Annotated in this window: 19 protein-coding genes and 7 tRNA genes; 19 read left to right on the top strand and 7 right to left on the bottom strand. The window is 56.9% G+C overall.

Annotation, left to right across the window (positions count from 1 at the left end; genetic code table 11):
- Positions 1-93: 93 nt before the first annotated feature.
- The 6 genes from HMPREF2651_RS07660 to HMPREF2651_RS07635 form a co-directional block, all read right to left on the bottom strand.
- Positions 94-166, bottom strand: a tRNA-Gly gene (locus HMPREF2651_RS07660).
- Between the two features lie 27 nt (positions 167-193).
- Positions 194-268: transfer RNA gene (locus tag HMPREF2651_RS07655), tRNA-Val, on the bottom strand.
- 66 nt (positions 269-334) lie between these two features.
- Positions 335-407 (bottom strand) — tRNA-Gly (locus tag HMPREF2651_RS07650).
- A gap of 27 nt (positions 408-434) precedes the next feature.
- A tRNA-Val gene (locus HMPREF2651_RS07645) sits at positions 435-509 on the bottom strand.
- Positions 510-541: 32 nt separating this feature from the next.
- A tRNA-Cys gene (locus HMPREF2651_RS07640) sits at positions 542-612 on the bottom strand.
- Positions 613-678: 66 nt separating this feature from the next.
- A tRNA-Gly gene (locus HMPREF2651_RS07635) sits at positions 679-751 on the bottom strand.
- A gap of 359 nt (positions 752-1,110) precedes the next feature.
- On the opposite strand from HMPREF2651_RS07635, the gene HMPREF2651_RS07630 reads away from it, so the two are divergent.
- The 14 genes from HMPREF2651_RS07630 to HMPREF2651_RS07565 all read left to right on the top strand — a co-directional run bounded on the left by HMPREF2651_RS07630 (position 1,111) and on the right by HMPREF2651_RS07565 (position 13,713).
- A tRNA-Val gene (locus HMPREF2651_RS07630) sits at positions 1,111-1,182 on the top strand.
- A 188-nt stretch (positions 1,183-1,370) separates the two neighbouring features.
- Positions 1,371-1,961 carry a copper resistance CopC family protein gene (locus HMPREF2651_RS07625; protein WP_016422669.1) on the top strand — a complete coding sequence of 197 codons (591 nt, stop codon included), beginning with the start codon at positions 1,371-1,373 and terminating at the stop codon, positions 1,959-1,961.
- Between the two features lie 4 nt (positions 1,962-1,965).
- Positions 1,966-2,574, top strand: a complete 609-nt coding sequence (locus HMPREF2651_RS07620) for a copper chaperone PCu(A)C (RefSeq protein WP_016422670.1) — start codon at positions 1,966-1,968, stop codon at positions 2,572-2,574.
- A gap of 286 nt (positions 2,575-2,860) precedes the next feature.
- Positions 2,861-4,087, top strand: coding sequence for a Dyp-type peroxidase (locus tag HMPREF2651_RS07615; protein ID WP_070586019.1), 1,227 nt, complete (start codon positions 2,861-2,863; stop codon positions 4,085-4,087).
- A gap of 159 nt (positions 4,088-4,246) precedes the next feature.
- Positions 4,247-6,241, top strand: coding sequence for a threonine--tRNA ligase (gene thrS / locus HMPREF2651_RS07610; protein WP_222867254.1), 1,995 nt, complete (start codon positions 4,247-4,249; stop codon positions 6,239-6,241).
- Between the two features lie 150 nt (positions 6,242-6,391).
- A complete protein-coding gene (locus HMPREF2651_RS07605; RefSeq protein ID WP_042388668.1) occupies positions 6,392-7,027 on the top strand; it encodes an ATP adenylyltransferase in 636 nt (211 codons plus the stop codon).
- On the top strand, positions 7,021-7,722 hold the full coding sequence (pgsA, locus tag HMPREF2651_RS07600) for a phosphatidylinositol phosphate synthase (protein WP_049180980.1): 702 nt from the start codon (positions 7,021-7,023) through the stop codon (positions 7,720-7,722). Before HMPREF2651_RS07605 ends, pgsA begins: the two co-directional genes overlap by 7 nt.
- Before the next feature lie 11 nt (positions 7,723-7,733).
- Complete coding sequence (locus HMPREF2651_RS07595) at positions 7,734-8,636, top strand: phosphatidylinositol mannoside acyltransferase (RefSeq protein WP_049180981.1); 903 nt, start codon at positions 7,734-7,736, stop codon at positions 8,634-8,636.
- 2 nt (positions 8,637-8,638) lie between these two features.
- Entirely contained in the window at positions 8,639-9,781 is a 1,143-nt protein-coding gene (locus tag HMPREF2651_RS07590; protein ID WP_049180982.1) for a glycosyltransferase family 4 protein, read from the top strand.
- A gap of 53 nt (positions 9,782-9,834) precedes the next feature.
- The gene (locus HMPREF2651_RS07585; protein WP_016422677.1) at positions 9,835-10,338 is read left to right on the top strand and encodes a hypothetical protein; all 504 of its coding nucleotides are present in this window, start codon (positions 9,835-9,837) and stop codon (positions 10,336-10,338) included.
- A gap of 139 nt (positions 10,339-10,477) precedes the next feature.
- Positions 10,478-11,380 carry a pyridoxal 5'-phosphate synthase lyase subunit PdxS gene (pdxS, locus tag HMPREF2651_RS07580; protein ID WP_005511452.1) on the top strand — a complete coding sequence of 301 codons (903 nt, stop codon included), beginning with the start codon at positions 10,478-10,480 and terminating at the stop codon, positions 11,378-11,380.
- Positions 11,381-11,382: 2 nt separating this feature from the next.
- Positions 11,383-12,261 carry an acyl-CoA thioesterase gene (locus tag HMPREF2651_RS07575; RefSeq protein ID WP_016422678.1) on the top strand — a complete coding sequence of 293 codons (879 nt, stop codon included), beginning with the start codon at positions 11,383-11,385 and terminating at the stop codon, positions 12,259-12,261.
- Complete coding sequence (gene pdxT / locus HMPREF2651_RS07570; protein WP_016422679.1) at positions 12,261-12,881, top strand: pyridoxal 5'-phosphate synthase glutaminase subunit PdxT; 621 nt, start codon at positions 12,261-12,263, stop codon at positions 12,879-12,881. The genes HMPREF2651_RS07575 and pdxT overlap by 1 nt, the downstream gene beginning before the upstream one ends.
- A 79-nt stretch (positions 12,882-12,960) precedes the next feature.
- Complete coding sequence (locus HMPREF2651_RS07565; RefSeq protein WP_005511479.1) at positions 12,961-13,713, top strand: YebC/PmpR family DNA-binding transcriptional regulator; 753 nt, start codon at positions 12,961-12,963, stop codon at positions 13,711-13,713.
- Between the two features lie 156 nt (positions 13,714-13,869).
- Here the strand turns inward: HMPREF2651_RS07565 and HMPREF2651_RS07560 are convergent, their stop codons facing one another.
- Positions 13,870-14,334, bottom strand: coding sequence for a DUF3817 domain-containing protein (locus tag HMPREF2651_RS07560; RefSeq protein ID WP_016422680.1), 465 nt, complete (start codon positions 14,332-14,334; stop codon positions 13,870-13,872).
- A gap of 115 nt (positions 14,335-14,449) precedes the next feature.
- On the opposite strand from HMPREF2651_RS07560, the gene ruvC reads away from it, so the two are divergent.
- The 5 genes from ruvC (at position 14,450) to secD (ending at position 19,655) form a co-directional block, all read left to right on the top strand.
- Complete coding sequence (gene ruvC / locus HMPREF2651_RS07555) at positions 14,450-15,007, top strand: crossover junction endodeoxyribonuclease RuvC (protein ID WP_016422681.1); 558 nt, start codon at positions 14,450-14,452, stop codon at positions 15,005-15,007.
- An 82-nt stretch (positions 15,008-15,089) separates the two neighbouring features.
- Positions 15,090-15,710, top strand: a complete 621-nt coding sequence (ruvA, locus tag HMPREF2651_RS07550) for a Holliday junction branch migration protein RuvA (RefSeq protein WP_049180983.1) — start codon at positions 15,090-15,092, stop codon at positions 15,708-15,710.
- Between the two features lie 66 nt (positions 15,711-15,776).
- Entirely contained in the window at positions 15,777-16,889 is a 1,113-nt protein-coding gene (ruvB, locus tag HMPREF2651_RS07545; protein WP_016422683.1) for a Holliday junction branch migration DNA helicase RuvB, read from the top strand.
- Positions 16,890-16,957: 68 nt separating this feature from the next.
- Positions 16,958-17,419 (top strand): preprotein translocase subunit YajC, encoded by a 462-nt coding sequence (gene yajC, locus HMPREF2651_RS07540; protein WP_042388673.1) that lies wholly within the window; start codon positions 16,958-16,960, stop codon positions 17,417-17,419.
- Positions 17,420-17,729: 310 nt separating this feature from the next.
- Positions 17,730-19,655, top strand: a complete 1,926-nt coding sequence (gene secD, locus HMPREF2651_RS07535) for a protein translocase subunit SecD (protein ID WP_016422685.1) — start codon at positions 17,730-17,732, stop codon at positions 19,653-19,655.

Genomic DNA, 19,655 nt, shown 5'->3' with positions numbered 1-19,655 from the left:
GGGGGGGGGGAGCGGTAAGGCTCAATGAAATTGGTTGCTCGACTGAGGTTAAACGAAAACTCCCTCCCGGATACCCGGGAGGGAGTTAGTCTGAGCGGATGACGGGACTCGAACCCGCGACCCTAACCTTGGCAAGGTTATGCGCTACCAGCTGCGCTACATCCGCAAATACGTTCGCCCATAAGGGCTTACGTGGTGCGCGATACTAGGATTGAACTAGTGACCTCTTCCGTGTCAGGGAAGCGCTCTCCCACTGAGCTAATCGCGCTGGGTTAAAAGCTATATAAAAGCTTTCATGCGCAACCCCCTTCTGAGAGAAGGGGGCTTTGCGCTGAGCGGATGACGGGACTCGAACCCGCGACCCTAACCTTGGCAAGGTTATGCGCTACCAGCTGCGCTACATCCGCAAATACGTTCGCCCATAAGGGCTTACGTGGTGCGCGATACTAGGATTGAACTAGTGACCTCTTCCGTGTCAGGGAAGCGCTCTCCCACTGAGCTAATCGCGCAATACATCGAAACCGGTAAGGAATCTCTGCTGAGGTGGAAACGGGAATCGAACCCGTGTACACGGCTTTGCAGGCCGTTGCCTCGCCACTCGGCCATTCCACCGTGAGGCTGCCGCCTCAGTGGTTGCCTCGAAGTTATACCACAGGGCCTAACTTCTTGAGAAACCAGAGCGGATGACGGGACTCGAACCCGCGACCCTAACCTTGGCAAGGTTATGCGCTACCAGCTGCGCTACATCCGCATCGCATTGCAAGGAGGGCGAAACGAAAATCTCAATTGCTCCCTTGCGGTGCGAAAGATACTTTAGCGTGATTGTGCGATTGATTACAAATTACCAGGTGAACATCTGTATTGTCCCTGTGGGCGTAGGGCTAAAGACCAATCTTTGATGCCTCTGAATCGCAACAATGTCATTTGTTCGCTTTCGCGGGTTTGTTACTGGGCGCCTATCGAGTCGCTATCGTCATGGAGTTCCATCGATGCGGTAAAAAATCTTCGAACTGCGCAATCGCAAACGCAACGCAACTCAATTAGGGAAATCTCCAAAACGCGTGCTAACTTATTCCGCAGAGCAGCAAAGGCTTAGCGCCTTTCTGTCCCAGTCCCATAGCTCAGTGGAAGAGCGTTCCGTTCACACCGGAAAGGTCGCTGGTTCGAACCCAGTTGGGACTACTATTTAAAACCCCGGTCGACGCATCGTATAAAAACGGCGCGGCCGGGGTTTTGCTGTGTGACCTGAACTATATTCGTCTCTCTCGGGAACTTTTCTGGGCTACCATCCGACAATAGGTACAAGGGCAGCGGTCATACTACTGCTGTTCTTCTCGAACTGTCCCGCTTAAAGGAGTTGAACTGTTCTAGTGAGTCCCCGGGTCGCTTCAGGCGAAACGTTTCGGTTCTCAAAGTCGGGTTTCCGACGTGCAGTAGCCGCCGCTGCGGCGCTTGCGGTCTTTGCCGGCGCGTCCGTTATCAATGCAGTCCCTGCGAGTGCTCATGATTCCGTCCTGTCATCGAATCCAGGCGACAAGCAGGTTCTCGATGAATTTCCGCACCACGTTTCTCTCAAGTTCTCCGGCAACCCCAAGAACAACTTCAACACCGTTGCAATTAGTGATGCAGATGCCAAGGAAGTCCTGTACTCCCACGAGCCAGAAGTAGTGGGTAATGAGGTCTCTTTGGATATTCCTGAGGAGATTAATCCAGGGCCTGGCAACTACATTATTGGTTTCCAGATTACCTCCTCTGATGGTCACTCCACCCGAGGAAAGACCTCTTTCTCAGTGGCTGATCCGGATGCTGCTGGCGCAGCCGAAGCTGGGGCAGAATCTCGTCAAACCGGTGCACACGCCGAGGAAACGAAGTCAATACCGCTATGGGCTTATGGCCTCGGTGGTGGACTTATCGTCATCATCGCCGCTGTCGTCACCGTTATTAATCGAAAGGCAAAATAGGCACATGAAACTCAATCGCACTGCAACTGCACTGATTGCTGGTTCCGCAGCTCTGACCCTTGCTTTAGCAGGTTGCTCATCCGACGATAACACTGCTGCTGAGGTGACTGAGTCCGCAACCTCCGCTGCGACCGAGGCTACTTCTGAGATGGAGAAGAGCGATGCTGCTGTACAGCTGGCCGATGCCTACATCAAGGAAAAGCCGGCTGACAAGGGCATGACTGCCATCTTCGGTACGCTGACCAACAACACCGATAAGGACATCAAGGTTTCCTCCTTCAAGCTTGAGGGGCTGAAGGAGGGCACGAAGTTCGAGCAGCACGACACCAAGGATGGCAAGATGTTCGAGGTGCCGGAAGGTCTGACGATTCCGGCTAATGGCGAACTCGTTCTCGAACCGGGTAGCACTCACTTCATGATCATGGACAATGATGAAGCTATGGATGTGGGAGCTGAGTACAAGCTCGTCATTGAGCTTTCCGACGGCTCTAGCATCACCCAGGACGTTGAGGTTCGTGTCCAGCCGGCGGGCGAAGAGGACTACGGTAATGACGGTGACCTGAACAACCCAGAGCATATGGGCGGCGGTGAGATGGATCACTCGCACCACTAATTCTTGTGACAAGTTGGTCAAGCAATGGCTCGTCGTAAAGCGGGCGTGAGCTCAGGTACGTCGAGGAATTGATTAACTGGATCTAATGGTGGCAGAAGCGCTGGAGTTGGCAGGTTATTGCGGCATATGCATCGAACTCCGGCGCCTTTCTTTTTCCGAAAAAGGTTTTCGATACGGTCGAATTGGATAGGCCAGTGGTTGCGTTGAAGCCATTGAAAAATCGTTGGATTCCCAGCCACCTTATGTGCTCCAGTTTGAAGTAATCAGAAAGGTAAGAGTGCACAACATGTCCGAAGGCTTTTCTAGAAGGCGTTTTCTTGGCGGGCTCGGCACCGCCGCAGGAGCCTCAGCGCTCGCCCTGGGGGTGCCGGAAGCCCAGGCGATTGGGTTGGAACGTCCACAGGAAGAGCCGCCGAAACCGCCTTTGCAGACAGCAACCGTACCTTTTGATGGGGCTCATCAGGCGGGGATTGCGACGCCCGCACAGGCGAATCTATGGCTAATAGCCTTCAACGTAAAGAAGGGGGTTAATCGCAATCGTCTCCAAAACCTCATGCGTGCCTGGACCGATGACGCTCGCCGAATGACAGCCGGCAAGGCTACTCGAACGGACTTGGAGCCTGAGCTCATGGGGAGTCCGGCCAATCTGACTATCACAGTTGGATATGGGGAAAACTTCTTCACAATCGTCGATAGGGAAGACCAGAAGCCCGAGTGGCTGGAGGATCTGCCAAAGTACGTTAACGATGAGCTCCGCCCGGAGTGGAACGGTGGAGACCTGTGCCTGCAGATTTGTGCGGATGACCCGGTAATGGTCTCCCACGCGGCCCGAATGATGATCCGAAATTCGGGCTCTTATTTGGACGTCCATTGGGTGCAAGCTGGCTTCCAGCACGCCAATGGTTCTAGGCAGGAAGGCGAGACCCCGCGCAATCTCTTCGGTCAGAAGGACGGTACGGTCAACCCGCGCACTCGTGAAGAATTCGACAAGCAAGTGTGGATTGACAGTGGCCCGGATTGGTTGCGGGGCGGTACAGCGATGGTTGTCCGCCGTATCGAAATGGATATTCCAGGCTGGGATGTCTTGGACCGCGAAAGCCGCACTGTTATTACCGGCCGAGATATCGGCACCGGTGCGCCAATTGGAGGTAAGGACGAGTTTGAGACCGTCGACCTGGCGAAGACTGATGAATATGGTCTGCCTCTGACGGATCCGAACAGCCATGTTGCACTGTCCATGCCTCCGAAGGAGAAACCTAATCAGCGGATTCTGCGACGGGTCTACAACTATGACCTGCCACCGGAACCGAATGGTCGATTCGAGACCAACACCGGCCTGGTATTCATTTGTTTCCAGAAGGACCCGTTGGAGCAGTTCAATCCGATTCAGGAGCGGCTGTCCAAGAACGACCGTCTCAATCAGTGGATTTTCCACATTGGATCCGCCGTGTTTGTTATGCCGCGAGGAACTTCTGAGGAGGAGTACTGGGCGCAGGACCTTTTCGAGGCCTGAGTTTTGACCGTGCGGTAAAGTGTGTGAACGACTGACGAAGGTCACCAGGTATGTGATTTTCGAAGACACTTTGAAAAGGAGTACACGCACGCCGTGTCAGAAGAATTTGCAACCCCAGCACCGTTTTCCGTGCCCGTAGGAGTTTCTGCGGGCGAGGCGATGAGAGACCTGGGTTTCCCGAACAAGGGCGTTGACGCCATCGTTTGTGTCCGCGATCCTGAAGGCAATTTGAAGGATCTGTCCTTTAAGCCAGAAGTGGAAACCGTCTTCGAGCCCGTTCCGGCGAATACTCCGGACGGTCGTGATGTCATTCGCCACTCTGCGACTCACGTGATGGCTCAGGCCGTGCAGTTGGAGTTCCCTGGGACGAAGCTGGGCATCGGCCCTGCCATCGACAATGGTTTCTACTACGACTTCCGTGTCGATGAGCCTTTCTCGCCGGAGGATCTCAAGCGCATCGAAAAGCGTATGAAGAAGATCATCAAGTCTGGTCAGCGGTTCGAACGCTTCGCGTTCGAGTCTGCTGATGAGGCGCAGGAAGCGCTTGCCGACGAGCCGTATAAGCTCGAGCTGATTGTTGAAAAGTCGGCCGGCAAGGTGTCCGAAGATGATGAGGCCAATGTCGACGTCGGTGGTGCAGGCACGACCTTGACCGGATACCGCAACGTCAATCCGCGTACCGGTGAGACCGAGTGGTTTGATCTTTGCCGCGGCCCGCACGTACCGACCACCCGCTACATCCCTGCTTTTAAGATCACGCGTTCTTCCGCTGCGTACTGGCGTGGTGACCAGTCTCGCGATAACCTGCAGCGTGTTTACGGCACTGCGTGGGAGTCCAAGGAAGCGCTAGATGAGTACCTTGACCGCATGCTCGAGGCTGAGAAGCGCGATCACCGCCGCTTGGGCTCTGAGCTGGATCTGTTCAGCTTCCCAGATGAGATTGGTTCTGGTTTCCCGGTATTCCATGTCAAGGGCGGCATCATCCGCAACGAGATGGAGCAGCATTCCCGTCGCCGTCATATCGAAGCGGGCTATGACTTTGTGAACACCCCGCACGTAACCAAGGGCGACTTGTTCAAGAAGTCCGGTCACCTGGACTTCTACGCGGATGGCATGTTCCCGCCGATGCAGCTCGACGGCGAATATGACGAACACGGCAACTGCACCAAGGCTCCGCAGGACTACTACGTCAAGCCGATGAACTGCCCGATGCACAATCTCATTTTTGCATCGCGTGGTCGCAGCTACCGTGAACTTCCGATTCGTATGTTCGAGTTCGGCACCGTCTACCGCTACGAGAAATCGGGTGTTATCCACGGTCTGACCCGAGCCCGTGGCTTTACGCAGGACGACGCCCACATCTACTGCACCGAGGATCAGCTGGAAGAAGAGCTCACTAGTGTCCTCGACTTCATCATTTCGCTTCTTCGTGACTACGGCCTGGATGACTTCTACCTGGAACTGTCTACGAAGGACGAAAAGAAGTTCGTCGGCTCGGATGAAATTTGGGAGAAGTCCACGGCAATTCTCCAGCGCGTTGCCGATGCTTCTGGCCTCGAGCTCGTTCCTGATCCGGGCGGAGCCGCTTTCTATGGCCCGAAGATTTCCGTCCAAGCCCGCGATGCCATCGGCCGCACCTGGCAGATGTCGACCGTTCAGCTCGACTTCAACCTGCCGGAGCGCTTCGAGCTCGAGTACACCGCACCTGACGGCACCAAGAAGCGCCCGATTATGATCCACCGTGCGCTGTTCGGCTCCATCGAACGTTTCTTTGGCGTCCTATTGGAGCACTACGCGGGTGCTTTCCCCGCCTGGCTGGCGCCGGAACAGGTTGTTGGTATCCCGGTTGCGGATGACTGTATCCCGCACCTGGAGGACTTTGCTGCACAGCTGAAGTCTCGTGGCATCCGCGTCCACGTGGATACGTCGGATGACCGCATGCAGAAGAAGATTCGCAACCACACCCAGGCCAAGGTTCCGTTCATGATTCTGGCTGGTGCCCGCGACATTGAGGCAGGTGCCGTCAGCTTCCGGTTCCTCGATGGCACCCAGATTAACGGGGTGGCAGTTGAGAAGGCTGTGGACATCATCTGTGATTGGGTTGCTTCGCGGAATAACGAACAGCCGAACAAGGAGAATGTCTCTGCTCTCTAGAGGTCGCTAACGCTCTCTTATTCGACCGCGTTGTTTTAACTGGTGAACCACGCGTGGTAATCCAAAGAAGTTGACCGCGAGGTCGTAAACTACAGCAGAGAAACATATGTGGTCGGGGCTCGAATGGGGCCCGGTCACGCAACGAAGGGGATGGCAGTGAATCAGTCGGGAAGTGAAGAGTTGCCTCCGCAGCAGCAGGGCAATGCCGGCCAGCAGGAATCGTCTGATGGCGTATACGTCGACAGCGGTTACGGCGAACCGGATCGGCTCACGCGCTTATGGGCACCGTACCGGCTGGACTACATCGTCAAGCGTGGTGTGCATAACTCCAAGCCATCCCGTAACCCCTTCGTTGATTTGCCGAAGCAAAGCGATGAGGAAGCACTCATTATCGCTCGCGGCGAGTGGGTGTACGCCGTTCTGAATCTGTTCCCGTACAACCCAGGGCACCTCATGGTGGTTCCATATCGCGAAGTCGCCAACCTTGAGGACTTGACCGACGAAGAAACGGCCGAGATGATGCGGTTTGCCAAGCATGCGGTTCGTACTCTCAAATCGGTTTCGCGTCCGCACGCCGTCAACGTAGGTTTCAACTTGGGCAAGGCCTCCGGCGGTTCGGTTGCTGACCACCTGCACATGCACGTTGTGCCGCGCTGGTCCGGCGACAGCAATTTCATGACCGTGATCGACGGCACCAAGGTGCTACCGCAGGCGCTTCGTCAGACGCGCGAATTGCTTGCCGACGGCTGGCGTGCCCTCAATCAGGAGGATGGGGCAGCATGCTGAGTGTCCGTGGCAGGGCTCCAATCCGCCCAGTAGTTGAACCGGTAGCCGCTGCACTTTTGCGGGTCGGGATTAGCCCGAACACGGTCACCCTGGTGGGAACTGCAGTTTCCGTTCTGCTTGCGGTAATCCTGATTCCTACCAACCATCTTTTTGCAGCTGCGGTTTCAATCGCTATTTTCACAGCTTTTGACCTGCTCGATGGCACGATGGCCAGACTTCGAGGGCAGGGAACGAAATACGGAGCGACGCTGGATGCTTCCTGTGACCGCATTACTGATGCTGCACTGTTCGGGGCGATAGCGTATTGGGTGGTGTATCACCATGACGCGGATCCAGTGCTGCTTATTCTGACACTGATTACCATGGGGTCTTCCCAGGTCATTTCCTACGTTAAGGCTCGGGCAGAGGCCAGCGCCCTTAAGGTCAACGGTGGTCTCGTCGAACGTGCGGAGCGCCTGATTATCGGTCTAATCGGCATTGGGCTCCAGGGGCTTGGCGTGGACTATGTCCTCTACGTCGCGATGTGGCTCCTGGCGATTGGGTCGGTATTCACCGTCGTCCAGCGCTTGTACATGGTGGCTAAGCAGCCAGGAGCGTTGGATCCCATCGCCCCGCCAGAAGGCGCAGCTGATAGTTCATCTATTAACCCTGACTCTGCTCCGAAGTCCACGGGTTCGGCTGATTCCTACGACTAAATGAGGATACAATGACTAGTTTCTTCCTGCCTCGTTCGAAAGATGATTTCGTTGCGCTCGGCTATATGGCCGGGTGGAAGATTTTTGGTCTGCTGCCGGAACGCGTGGCCTACCGTATCGGCAACATAGCCGCCGATCGTGTAGCAGCAAATCCCGCGACTACCCGCCAGCTTCGCAAGAACTTGGCTCGCGTTATGGGCTGCCCACCTGAGGAAGTGCCGCAAGGTCTTATTCGGGCTTCCATGCGTTCCTATCTACGTTATTGGGTGGAGGCATTCCGGTTGCCCTCCATCGCGTCGCCAGAGTTGGCAGACACGGTCGAGTCCACCAGCGATGGACTCGAACGAGTTGCTGAGGCCCTCGAGGCAGGAGATTCCATCGTCATCCCGCTGCCGCATTCTGGTAACTGGGATATGGCAGGTATGTGGCTCGTTTCCCGGCATGGCCGGTTCAGTACCGTGGCGGAACGGCTGAAGCCAGAAGTGCTTTACGACGCTTTCGTGGAGTACCGCGAATCCCTCGGATTCCGCATTCTCCCGCTTACCGGTGGCAAACCCGCGATGCCGGAACTGCAGAAGCGATTGGAAGACGGTGGCGTTGTGTGCCTGCTGTCTGATCGTGACTTCGGCGGCCACGGGGTCCCGGTCACTTTTTTCGGCGAGCAGACGACAATGCCGGTCGGCGCAGCAAAGCTGGCACAGGACACGGGCGCTCGGCTTATGCCCGCGGGCCTGTCCTACACGCGCGATGGTTGGCGTTTTGTAACGCATCCCTTTGTGCCGACCGAGGGGCGCGAGCTGGCCGACATCGTCCAGGACATCGCTACAGTTTTTGAATCTGATATTGCTCAGCATCCAGCGGATTGGCACATGATGCAGCCATTGTGGCCAGCGGATAAGAAGAGGTCAAAGTAGCCGTGCGAATCGGAATGGTGTGCCCGTACTCGTTCGATGTCCCAGGTGGGGTTCAAGCTCACGCGATTGACCTGTGTGAGGAGTTCATCCGTCGCGGCCACGAGGTCAGTCTCATCGGCCCGGCTAGCGTGCAGGCGGACGTTCCGGATTTCGTTGTTCGAGGTGGTGCCGCCATCCCGATTCCGTATAACGGCTCGGTCGCTCGGCTGTCTTTTGGTCCCCGCACGAGCCGTCGAGTCCGCACATGGATTGAGGAAGGTAGCTTTGACATTCTTCATATCCATGAGCCGAATTCGCCCAGTTTTTCAATGTTGTCGTTAGTAAACTCGGTCGGTCCAATTGTCGCGACCTATCACTCTGCGGCGACGGACTCCTTGGCATTGAAGCTGGCCACGCCATTTTTGCGGAAGTACCTTGAACGCATTCGGGGAGGCATCGCTGTCTCGGAAGTGGCACGTCGCTGGCAGGTTGAGCAACTCGGCGGCGACCCGGTACTCATTCCCAATGGTGTCCGTATTGGAGATTTCGAGTCCTGCCCGGCCGCCTCATCGTTGCCCGAGATCCCGCCGCGGCGTGAGGGGTTCTATCGGCTTGTGTTCCTCGGACGCTTCGACGAATCCCGCAAGGGCTTTGACGTTCTGCTCGAGGCGTTGCCAGCAATACGTGCGGAGATTCCACAGCTTGAGGTCTGTGTCGTTGGTGATGGTGATGTCGCGGCAGCTCGTCGTAAAGCGGGCAGAAACGCAGATGTCCTGCATTTCGTCGGCAGACTCTCGGAGGATGCTAAGGCGTCAATACTCGCCGATGCGGATGCGTACATTGCCCCACAGCGTGGTGGGGAGAGTTTCGGCATCGTGCTGGTAGAGGCGATGGCGGCGGGTGCGCCGGTGATCTCCAGCGACATCGATGCGTTCAAACTCGTGCTTGACGACGGCCATTACGGGCTTCACTTTGAAAACGGTAACTCCGTAGACCTTGCGGATGCAGTCGTACGCCTTTTGACGCAGCCAAAGTTGGGGGAGGAGCTTCGCGCACTCGGGCATAAACGGGCTTGGGAGTATGACTGGTCGCAGGTCGCCGACGGCGTTCTGCGTGTGTACGATACGGTGCGCATGGATGGCGAAAAGGTCGTCATTGCGCCATAGAGATTTCCGTCGTGGCAGCTGATTAAACGCAGCGGAGTGAAAGTGGGTTTTCGGTGGACGTAACCGTTCCAATCTGGGTCGTTGTCCTGGTCATTGCGCTGATTGTCGTACTCGTTAGCGGTTTGGTGGCTTCATCGACAGCGACGCGTTTGAACCGTATGCACATTCGCACCGACTTGGCGCGTTCCTCACTGGAAGCGGCGTTGGGGCGAAGGGCTGCAGTCGCTCGTGCCGCCTACCCGGAACTCGCCGGCGTAGTGACGAAGGTGGAAGCCACACCACTTCGAGCCAACAACACTGGACAGCGCGCTGACGTGGAAAACGAACTGACTAGGAAAATTGTGGCGCTCTATGAGGAACAGCCTGTGGACCGAACGATGGCAATTGAGCTTTCTGACGCCCACACGCGGCTCGAGCTCGCCCGCCGTTTCTACAATGATGCGGTGACGGATACGAAAGCACTGCGAGCCAGGCCGCTAGTGCGCGCGCTGCGGCTGGCGGGTACTGCACCTGAACCGGAATATTTCGATGTTGCAGATGGACTGACAACAGCTTAATTGTGGGAAATCCCGCCGTTGTGCTGGAAGTTCGCCGTGTTTTCTGACTCAATGAACAGCACTGTCTAGTCCAGGCGTTATAGTGTTAAACGACTACAAACAGTCACATTCACCAGTTGTATTAGGGAAGTAGGGTTCGTTGAGCACGGTTGAGAACAACTCCGGGCAGGGCACTGCACGCGTGAAGCGTGGTTTCGCTGAGATGATGAAGGGCGGCGTCATTATGGACGTCGTTACTCCGGAGCAGGCCAAGATCGCTGAGGATGCCGGCGCAACTGCCGTGATGGCGTTGGAGCGCGTCCCCGCCGATATTCGCGCAGAGGGCGGCGTGTCGCGTATGTCCGACCCGGACATGATTGAGGGCATTATCAATGCCGTCTCCATCCCGGTTATGGCCAAGGCCCGTATCGGCCACTTTGTTGAGGCACAGGTTCTGCAGTCTCTCGGTGTTGACTTCATTGACGAGTCCGAGGTTCTGACCCCGGCCGATTACTCGAACCATATCGACAAGTTCGACTTCACCGTGCCGTTCGTCTGTGGTGCGACCAACCTGGGTGAGGCTCTGCGCCGCATCAACGAGGGCGCTGCCATGATTCGCTCGAAGGGTGAGGCCGGTACCGGTGATGTTTCCAACGCTGTGACTCACATGCGCACCATCCGCGCTGAAATTAACCGTCTGCGTTCTATGGCTCCGGACGAGCTCTACGTTGCCGCCAAGGAGCTGCAGGCACCGTACGAGCTGGTACGCGAGGTCGCTGAGACCGGTAAGCTGCCGGTCGTACTCTTCACCGCAGGTGGCATTGCAACGCCGGCTGACGCTGCAATGATGATGCAGCTCGGTGCTGAGGGTGTCTTTGTTGGCTCCGGTATCTTCAAGTCCGGTGATCCGGAGAAGCGCGCCAAGGCTATCGTCCAGGCAACTCAGCACTACGATGATCCGAAGGTCATCGCTGATGTCTCCCGCGGGCTCGGCGAGGCAATGGTCGGTATCAACGTCGACGAGATTCCGCAGCCGCACCGACTCGCTGAGCGTGGCTGGTAAAAATGGCTAACATCCGCGAGGTATTAGATCTGGAGCAGATTGACCGGGACATTTTCCGTGGCCCAGTCATTAAGTCAATCCTACAGCGCACTTTCGGTGGCCAAGTTGCCGGCCAGTCCCTCGTCGCGGCGACGCGCACGGTGGGTAATACCTTCGCGGTGAACTCCCTCCACGCCTACTTTGTAGGCCCGGGCCGCCCCCATATCCCGACGGTGTACATGGTCAAGCGAATTCGCGATGGCCGGTCTTTCTGCCACCGTTCCGTCGAAGCTGTGCAAGATGGCCGTACGATTTTCGTCATGCAGGTCAGCTTCCACCGTAAGGGGGATGAGGGACTCGAGCACTCTGACGTGATGCGCAAGGTGCCAGATCCTGAAGATGTGGTCACCGACACCTCTGAGATGACGAATACACGTCGTCTACTAATGCGCGAGTGGGCGGACTGGGATATCCGGGTAGTGCCGGATGATCAGTTCGAACACAACAAATACACCCCGTCTCAGCAGCTGGTGTGGTTCCGGTGCAAGGATCGCCTGCCGGATAACGAGACCTTCCACGTCTGCACGCTGGCGTACATGTCGGATATGACTTTGCTGTCATCGGCACTCGTTCCGCATCCAGGCGTTGAGGTCCAGGAAGCCAGCCTCGACCACGCGATGTGGTTTATGCGTCCGTTCCGTGCGGATGAATGGTTGCTCTACGACCAGATTTCACCATCAGCGCATGCGGGTCGCGCACTGACTCACGGTCGCATTTTTAACCAAAAGGGCGAGCTCGTGGCCGTCGTCACGCAGGAAGGGCTGACCCGAAGCCTGGCCCCGGGTGTCGAGCCCGTGCCAGTGGCGACGAACTTCGATGCTCGCAGTGAGAACCTAGATTAATGACACAGGAAACAATCGGTATCCTCGCTCTTCAGGGCAACGTTGCCGAACACGGATATGTCCTTGACCAGCTCGGCGTCCCGCACCGAAAGGTGCGCTTGCCCCGTGACCTGGAGGGACTTAGCGGCTTAATTTTGCCCGGCGGCGAGTCCACGACCATGAGCAAGTTGATGGTCTTCAATGAGCTTGAAGGCCCGCTGCGGGAAGCCCTCCGCGATGGCCTTCCGGCATATGGCACCTGCGCAGGCATGATTTTGCTTGCCGACGAAGTGCTCGATACCCGTCCGGATGCCGTAAACCTGCGAGCGATTGACATCACGGTCCGTCGTAACGCATTTGGCCGTCAGGTGGATTCCTTTGAAACTGACTTGGATATCCCGCAGCTGGCGATTGGTGGTGACCAGTCGTCTGTGCACGCCGCCTTTATTCGCGCCCCATGGGTCGAGCGTGTCGGCGACGACGTTGAGGTGCTAGCGCGGGTGCCAGAATCGGCTGGAGAGACCGCCGGTACAGTGGTCGGAGTACGGCAGGGAGCTGCGATGGCCACCAGCTTTCACCCGGAGTCGACGGGGGAGACTCGGCTCCACGAGTTCTTTTTGCGAGAGCTTGTCGGAATTTAAATCCCCAGTTTGTATAATGAACACCTGACTAATTCCCAGCTATATGGGTATTGACGAGAGGATTGGTAGGAACTAGCACATGTCGGGTCATTCAAAATGGGCAACCACAAAGCACAAGAAAGCTGCTAATGACGCCAAGCGCGCCAAAGAGTGGGCAAAGATGATCAAGAACATCGAGGTCGCGGCTCGTACCGGCGGCGGTGATCCTGCTGGTAACCCCACCCTCGATGACATGATCAAGAAGGCCAAGAAGGCCTCGGTTCCCAACGACAACATTGAGCGTGCCCGCAAGCGTGGTTCCGGCGAGGAGTCCGGCGGTGCTGACTGGGAGACCATTGTCTACGAAGGCTATGCACCTGGTGGCGTCGCTTTGATTGTGGAGTGCCTGACGGATAACCGTAACCGTGCTGCTTCCGATGTGCGCTCGGCGTTCAACAAAAACAACGGCAACATGGCGGACAACGGCGCCGTGGCGTACCTCTTCGAAAAGAAGGGTGTCGTCGAGTTGCCGAAGGGCGAGCTGACCGAGGATGACCTGCTCATGGCGGTTCTCGATGCCGGTGCAGAGGAAGTCAACGACCTGGGTGAAAAGTTCGAGGTTGTCTCCGCCTTTACCGATCTGATGAATGTCCGCACCGCTCTTGTCGATGCCGAAATGGAGTACGACTCCGCAGATCAGGACTACCGCGCTTCTACCACAGTCGCTCTCGATGCTGACGGCGCACGCAAGCTCTTCCGTCTGATTGACGCTCTCGAAGAGTCCGACGACGTGCAGAACGTCTACTCGAACGCCGACATCAGCGACGAGGTCATCGCCGAACTCGACGACTAGGCGTTTTTTGTCGACGGTTCTGCTGACTGGCTTCTCGGCGTTAAAGGGTGCCCGTGGTAGGGCAGTCGGCAACGCTGAATTGCTCGGCGAGCTGGTGTCAACAGGAAGTCCCCATCGGAAAGCAGTCCGATGGGGATTGGTTTTTTTATGGGCGTCCTAGGAGAACCACTGAGTCGGAGGTCCGGCCATCAGCAACAGTGTGAAGACCACCGCGAGAACAATCAAGATGACGAACGCCGAGATAAAGGGGCGACGAATAATCATGGCGAGTGCCCACTCGAATATGCCCTGTGGCTCCTCGGATTCGTCGGTAAAGCGCCAGGGCCGATCCAGAAGGCCTGCCTTCAGGGTGTTTCGTTCAAACGGATAGGTTGCGAATGGAATGATAGAAGAGGCGAGGCCGATGACACCGCGGCCAAAGCTCCACTGCTGGTTGATCCACACCATGATGGTGGTGACTACGTAGCACAGGAACGTAAAGCCGTGGATGCTGCCGAAGATAGTGGTGGCGGCGTCAGTGACTTTGAACAGGTACTTCAGCGCCAGGCCTAAAAGCAGCAGAGCCCACGTGACCATTTCAGCTGCAGCGAGAACGCCGTAGAGCTTCTTCGGTGAATTCATGGTGTTAAACGTATCAGAACCAACGGTTGGTACTCCTTCTAGCTACGATACAAACAGCTGTTCGAAATATGGTATTAGTGGAGGAGTGAATTATCGAGCTGGATCTCTGCGGGTGATGGGCATCGACCCTGGCCTTACTCGTTGTGGTCTCTCCATTGCGGAAGGTACTCAGGGCAGGAAAGTCATTCCCATTGCTGTGGGGGTCGCCCGCACACCAACCACGGCGTCGTTGGAGGATCGTCTTTTACGGCTTTCCAATGCCGTGGAGCAGTGGATGGATGAGTACGAGCCGGACGTGGTTGCGATGGAACGGGTATTCGAGCGCGGCAACGTGTCCACCGTGATGCAGACGGCGCACGCGGTTGGTGTCCTTGTCCTCGCTGCGGCGAGACGCGGCTTGGAAGTGCATATGTACACGCCATCGGAGGTAAAGAAGGCGCTCACCGGCAACGGTCGAGCTGATAAGAAGCAGATGACCATGATGGTGACGAGAATCCTTGGGTTGGAAACTCCGCCAAAACCTGCAGATGCAGCGGATGCTTTGGCTATCGCTATCTGCCACTGTTGGCGTGGTCCGGTTCTGCAACGCCAGCGCGACACCTTGGCTGCGCTTGCGAAGCAGCACGAGGAGCGGGAGTTGGAGCTTTCTCGCCGTGAGAATCCCTCGCGGTAGGGGAGCTTGCTAGAGAACACTTGTGAGTTTGGCGTTTATCGCGGTGTCTTTAGGGAAGCCGTAGTGAAAGGAATTGTGAGAAGTGATTGCATCTCTTCGCGGTGAAGTTATCGACCTCGGTGCGGACTATTGCGTTATCGAGTGCGGTGGTGTCGGGCATTTGGTCACCATTACAGGCAGGCTAGCTTCCCAGTTGGTGAGGCATGAGCAGACTTTTATGTTGACCACAATGGCGGTTCGTGAAGACGCGATTACGCTCTTTGGTTTTGCCAATTCACAGGAACGTGAGATGTTTGCGCTCCTGCGCACTGTCTCGACGGTGGGGCCAAAGGTCGCGATGTCTGTTCTTTCGGTACTGTCGCCGGCGGAGATTGCCAATGCGGTCGCCTCAAAGAATGCGAAGGCCTTGCAAGCAGCTAACGGCGTCGGCAAGCGATTGGCGGAGCGCCTGTTGGTTGAATTGAAAGATAAAGTCGAGGTTTTCGCGGACAGGGCGGTATCGCCGCCGGAGGAAGCTGCAAACGGAGCAGCACCTGGCCTTGTTTTGAAGGCAGATCTGGATCAGGTCGTTGGTGCTTTGGTCGGGCTTGGGTTCCCGGAAGCTGACGCGAATGAGGCAGCGGAGACCGTTGTTCGGATTGATCCGACCTTGGATACTTCAATGGCGCTGAAGGCGGCGCTAAAGACATTGGGTGAGAAGTAAATCCAGGTCGAGGACCTGCAGCTACATTGATGATGAAAATTGGCAGTGCACTAGGATGAGGGGACTATGAGCGATATCGAGCGCACGGAGTTTAACGTGTCGGGCAATCCCTTCAGGGACTCTTTAGGTGGGGAAGCCAACGACCATTTTGGCGGTGGTGGAAATGGTGTACAACGTGATGTCGATGCCCGCGCTCAGGTCGAGGAAGCCGATGCGGAATCGAACCTGCGACCAAAGTCGTTAGGGGAGTTCATCGGCCAACCCAAGGTCCGCGAACAGCTGGATTTAGTGCTTTCCGGGGCACGGGGGCGAAATGTGACTCCGGACCACATTCTGTTGTCGGGACCTCCCGGGCTGGGTAAGACCACCATGGCCATGATTATTGCGCAGGAGATGGGGAGCTCCCTGCGAATGACCTCCGGTCCGGCGCTTATTCGCGCTGGCGATTTGGCAGCAATGCTGTCGAACCTGCTCGAGGGCGATGTCCTGTTTATCGATGAGATTCACCGCATTGCCAGGCCAGTGGAAGAAATGCTGTACATGGCAATGGAAGATTTCCGTATTGATGTCATCGTAGGCAAAGGGCCTGGAGCTACGTCGATTCCACTCGAGATTCCACCATTCACGTTGGTCGGTGCGACGACGCGCTCGGGTATGCTGACTGGCCCACTGCGTGACCGCTTTGGTTTTACCGCGCAGATGGAGTTCTATGAGGTCGAAGATCTGACAAAGGTGGTTACCCGTGCCGCTGGGATCCTCGGGGTAGACATCAGCCCGGAGGCTGCAGTGGAGATTGCGTCGCGTTCGCGCGGTACACCGCGAATTGCCAACCGCCTGCTGCGTCGCGTCCGCGATTTCGCCGATGTCCACTCCGGTGGCGTTATTGATCTTGGTGCGGCCAAGGCGGCATTGATTGTCTTCGATGTCGATGAGCTGGGGCTCGACCGTCTGGATCGGGCAGTGCTGACAGCCCTGGTCAAGGGACACGGCGGTGGGCCTGTGGGGGTAAACTCGCTGGCACTGGCAGTGGGTGAGGAGCCCTCGACCGTGGAAGAAGTGTGCGAACCCTACTTGGTACGTGCAGGAATGATTGCGCGCACATCCCGTGGACGCGTGGCAACTGCCCGAGCATGGCGGCACTTGGGGCTACAGCCCCCGGAGGGCACTATCGGAGAATAGCTTTCCCCCTAATCCTGTCCCAGGGCAGTGTGGAATTGCGAGCAGGCAATTCGTTAAACTCGGCAGACATGGATCAAACTATTCTCCTCCTACTTATTTTCTTGTTCCTGGCGCTGCCGATTTGGCAGATTGTCAAGCAGAACAAGCAGGTGCGCACCATCCGGGAAATGCAGGATAAGCTGTCCCCTGGCGCGGAGGTCATCACCGGTTCCGGCATGCACGGCGTGGTCGTTGATACCACCGACACAACCGTTGATCTAATCATCGCTGACGGCATCGTCACCCGTTGGGAGAAGGGCGCTATTGCCCGCAACCTCACTACCGGCGCGGGAGCTAGCTACGCTCACCGCGACCAGCGTGGCAGAGTTTCCGATGCGCCGGACGACCACATTGGCGATGTGCAAGAAATTACCGGCCACGGCCCGGCTGATAATGCGGCTTCGGACAGCAACGAGCAGGCCGCGAACCCGGATACAACGAGCAATTCGGATAACCCGGGTACAGATGGCTCGACTTCTACCGAAAAGTAGTAGCAGTTTTGCACGTCCACGCCCCGCTGGTTTGCATGCCATCAAGCTCTAGCGTGCGCCGCAGGGCGAAGGACGCGACCCAGGTTTCGCCGTCGGCAAGCGTCGGAAGATTTTCACTAAATAGGTACAAGTCAAAACCGGCGCAGGCCGCTAAATCGGTTATCCTCTAGCGGTTGGTGTTTATAGCTTTGCTTGGCGACGCCCGCAATGCCCCTGCCTGGTATTGCGCGAGTTCGCGGTGCAGTTATAGACACGCGTTTCAACCCGAAACGTTCAAGTACCTAAACGTCACGATTCAGGAGACTTTGCTTTGAACAGCAAATCCAGATCTGGTGCGAATACATTCAAGAGGAACTGGCCACAGTGGCTGTTGGCGCTGTTTGTCAGCTTCCTTATCCTTACGTACGCACTCGTCTTTTTCACCGGCGGCGGATCGGCCAAGCCAAAGTTGGGTATCGATTTGCAGGGCGGTACCCGAGTAACCCTGGTGCCGCAGGGCGAAAAGCCGACCCGCGATCAGCTCGACCAGGCTCGCAAGATTCTGGAAAACCGCGTAAACGGCATGGGCGTCAGTGGCGCTCAAGTTGTCACCGACGGTGACACGCTGGTCATTACCGTGCCGGGTGAAGACTCACAGGAGGCGCGTACGCTCGGACAGACTTCGCAGCTGTTTTTCCGTCCGGTAGAGCAGCCCACGCAGGGCCCTGATGAAGCTGCCTTTGGTGAAGTAGTCAAAAAGACCGCAGAGGACTGGGTTTCGGTCGGTGTCCTGTCGAAGGAGGACGCCACCAAGCGCGTCGATGGCCTGTACAAGGACATGAACGAGACGCAGAAGCGTGCAATTGATGCCTTCAAGGAACAGAACCCGGACCAGCCGGTCCCGGAGGAACTGTCCAAGTCGCTGGGCGAGGCCCCGAAGCTGGACGCAACGGCTCCGGCAAAGCCGGCGAACTCGATTGAAGCGGCAGAGCTGCGTACGAAGGTTCGTGACGTGCTGCTGGCAACTCGCCAGTCCGAAGATCCGACGACGCAGTTTGCAGCCGCTGCACTGATGAGCTGCGATAACCGAGATGCAGTCGATCCGCTGCAGGGTGCCGATGACCCGGCCAAGCCATTGGTGACCTGTGCGCCAGAAGGTGGCAAGGCTATCTTCCTGGGCAAGGCTCCTCTGTTGATTGGGCAAGACGACGAGGTCAAGGGCCAGCGTCTGTCCGGCGATGCTATCGACACCAATGCGCCGATTAGCGGTGGCTACGATCAGCAGTCTGGTCAAATCCAGGTCTCCTTTAGCTTCAAGTCCGGTAAGAACGACACCGGCGCTCGTACCTGGACCAAGCTGACCAATGACTACCTGCAGCAGCAGGTCGCCATCGTGTTGGACTCGAAGGTCATTTCCGCCCCGGTGATTCAGGAGGCAACCCCGGTCGGTTCAGCTACTCGAATCACGGGTGATTTCACTATCGATGAGGCACAGGCGCTGGCGAATAACTTGCGTTACGGCGCACTGCCACTGTCCTTCGCAGGTGAGGACGGCGAGCCGGGCGGTACCACTACGACCATTCCAGCCATGCTGGGGTCGGCCTCCCTGGAGGCCGGTCTGCTTGCCGGCATTATCGGTATTGCTCTGATTGTCGTCTACGCAATCGTTCTTTACCGAGGCCTCGGAGCCATCTCGCTGGTTTCACTGGCAGCAGCTGGTGCGATGGTCTACGGCGTACTCGTGCTGCTCGGTCGCTGGATTGGCTACTCACTCGATCTCGCTGGTATCGCCGGTATCATCATTTCCATCGGCGTGACAGCTGACTCCTTTATCGTCTTCTTCGAACGCATTAAGGATGAGATTCGTGCGGGTAGGACATTCCGCTCTGCGGTACCGCATGCTTGGCGACGAGCACGGCGTACGATCCTGTCGGGTAACTTTGTGTCCATCATTGCGGCTGTGGTCCTCTACATCCTGGCTGTTGGCGATGTGCGTGGTTTCGCATTCACACTTGGTCTTTCCACGGCATTCGATATTGTGACCGCCTTCCTGGTGACTGCGCCACTGGTCATTCTGGCTACTCGCAAGTGGCCGGCACTGTCCAAACCATCCATGAACGGCTTTGGTTCAGTCATGGAGGTCGCTAACAGGAACAAGTCCGTAGCTACCGGTAAAAAGGCTGTCACCTCCAATGCAGCCGCCAGTGCAGTTGCCGACACCGGTTCGGCTGACTCCGGCGCGAATGAGGGGAAGTAG

This window comes from Corynebacterium sp. HMSC063A05 (genome assembly GCF_001809695.1).
Classification (GTDB): Bacteria; Actinomycetota; Actinomycetes; order Mycobacteriales; family Mycobacteriaceae; genus Corynebacterium; species Corynebacterium amycolatum.
This window is presented reverse-complemented; position numbering and strand designations above follow the sequence as displayed.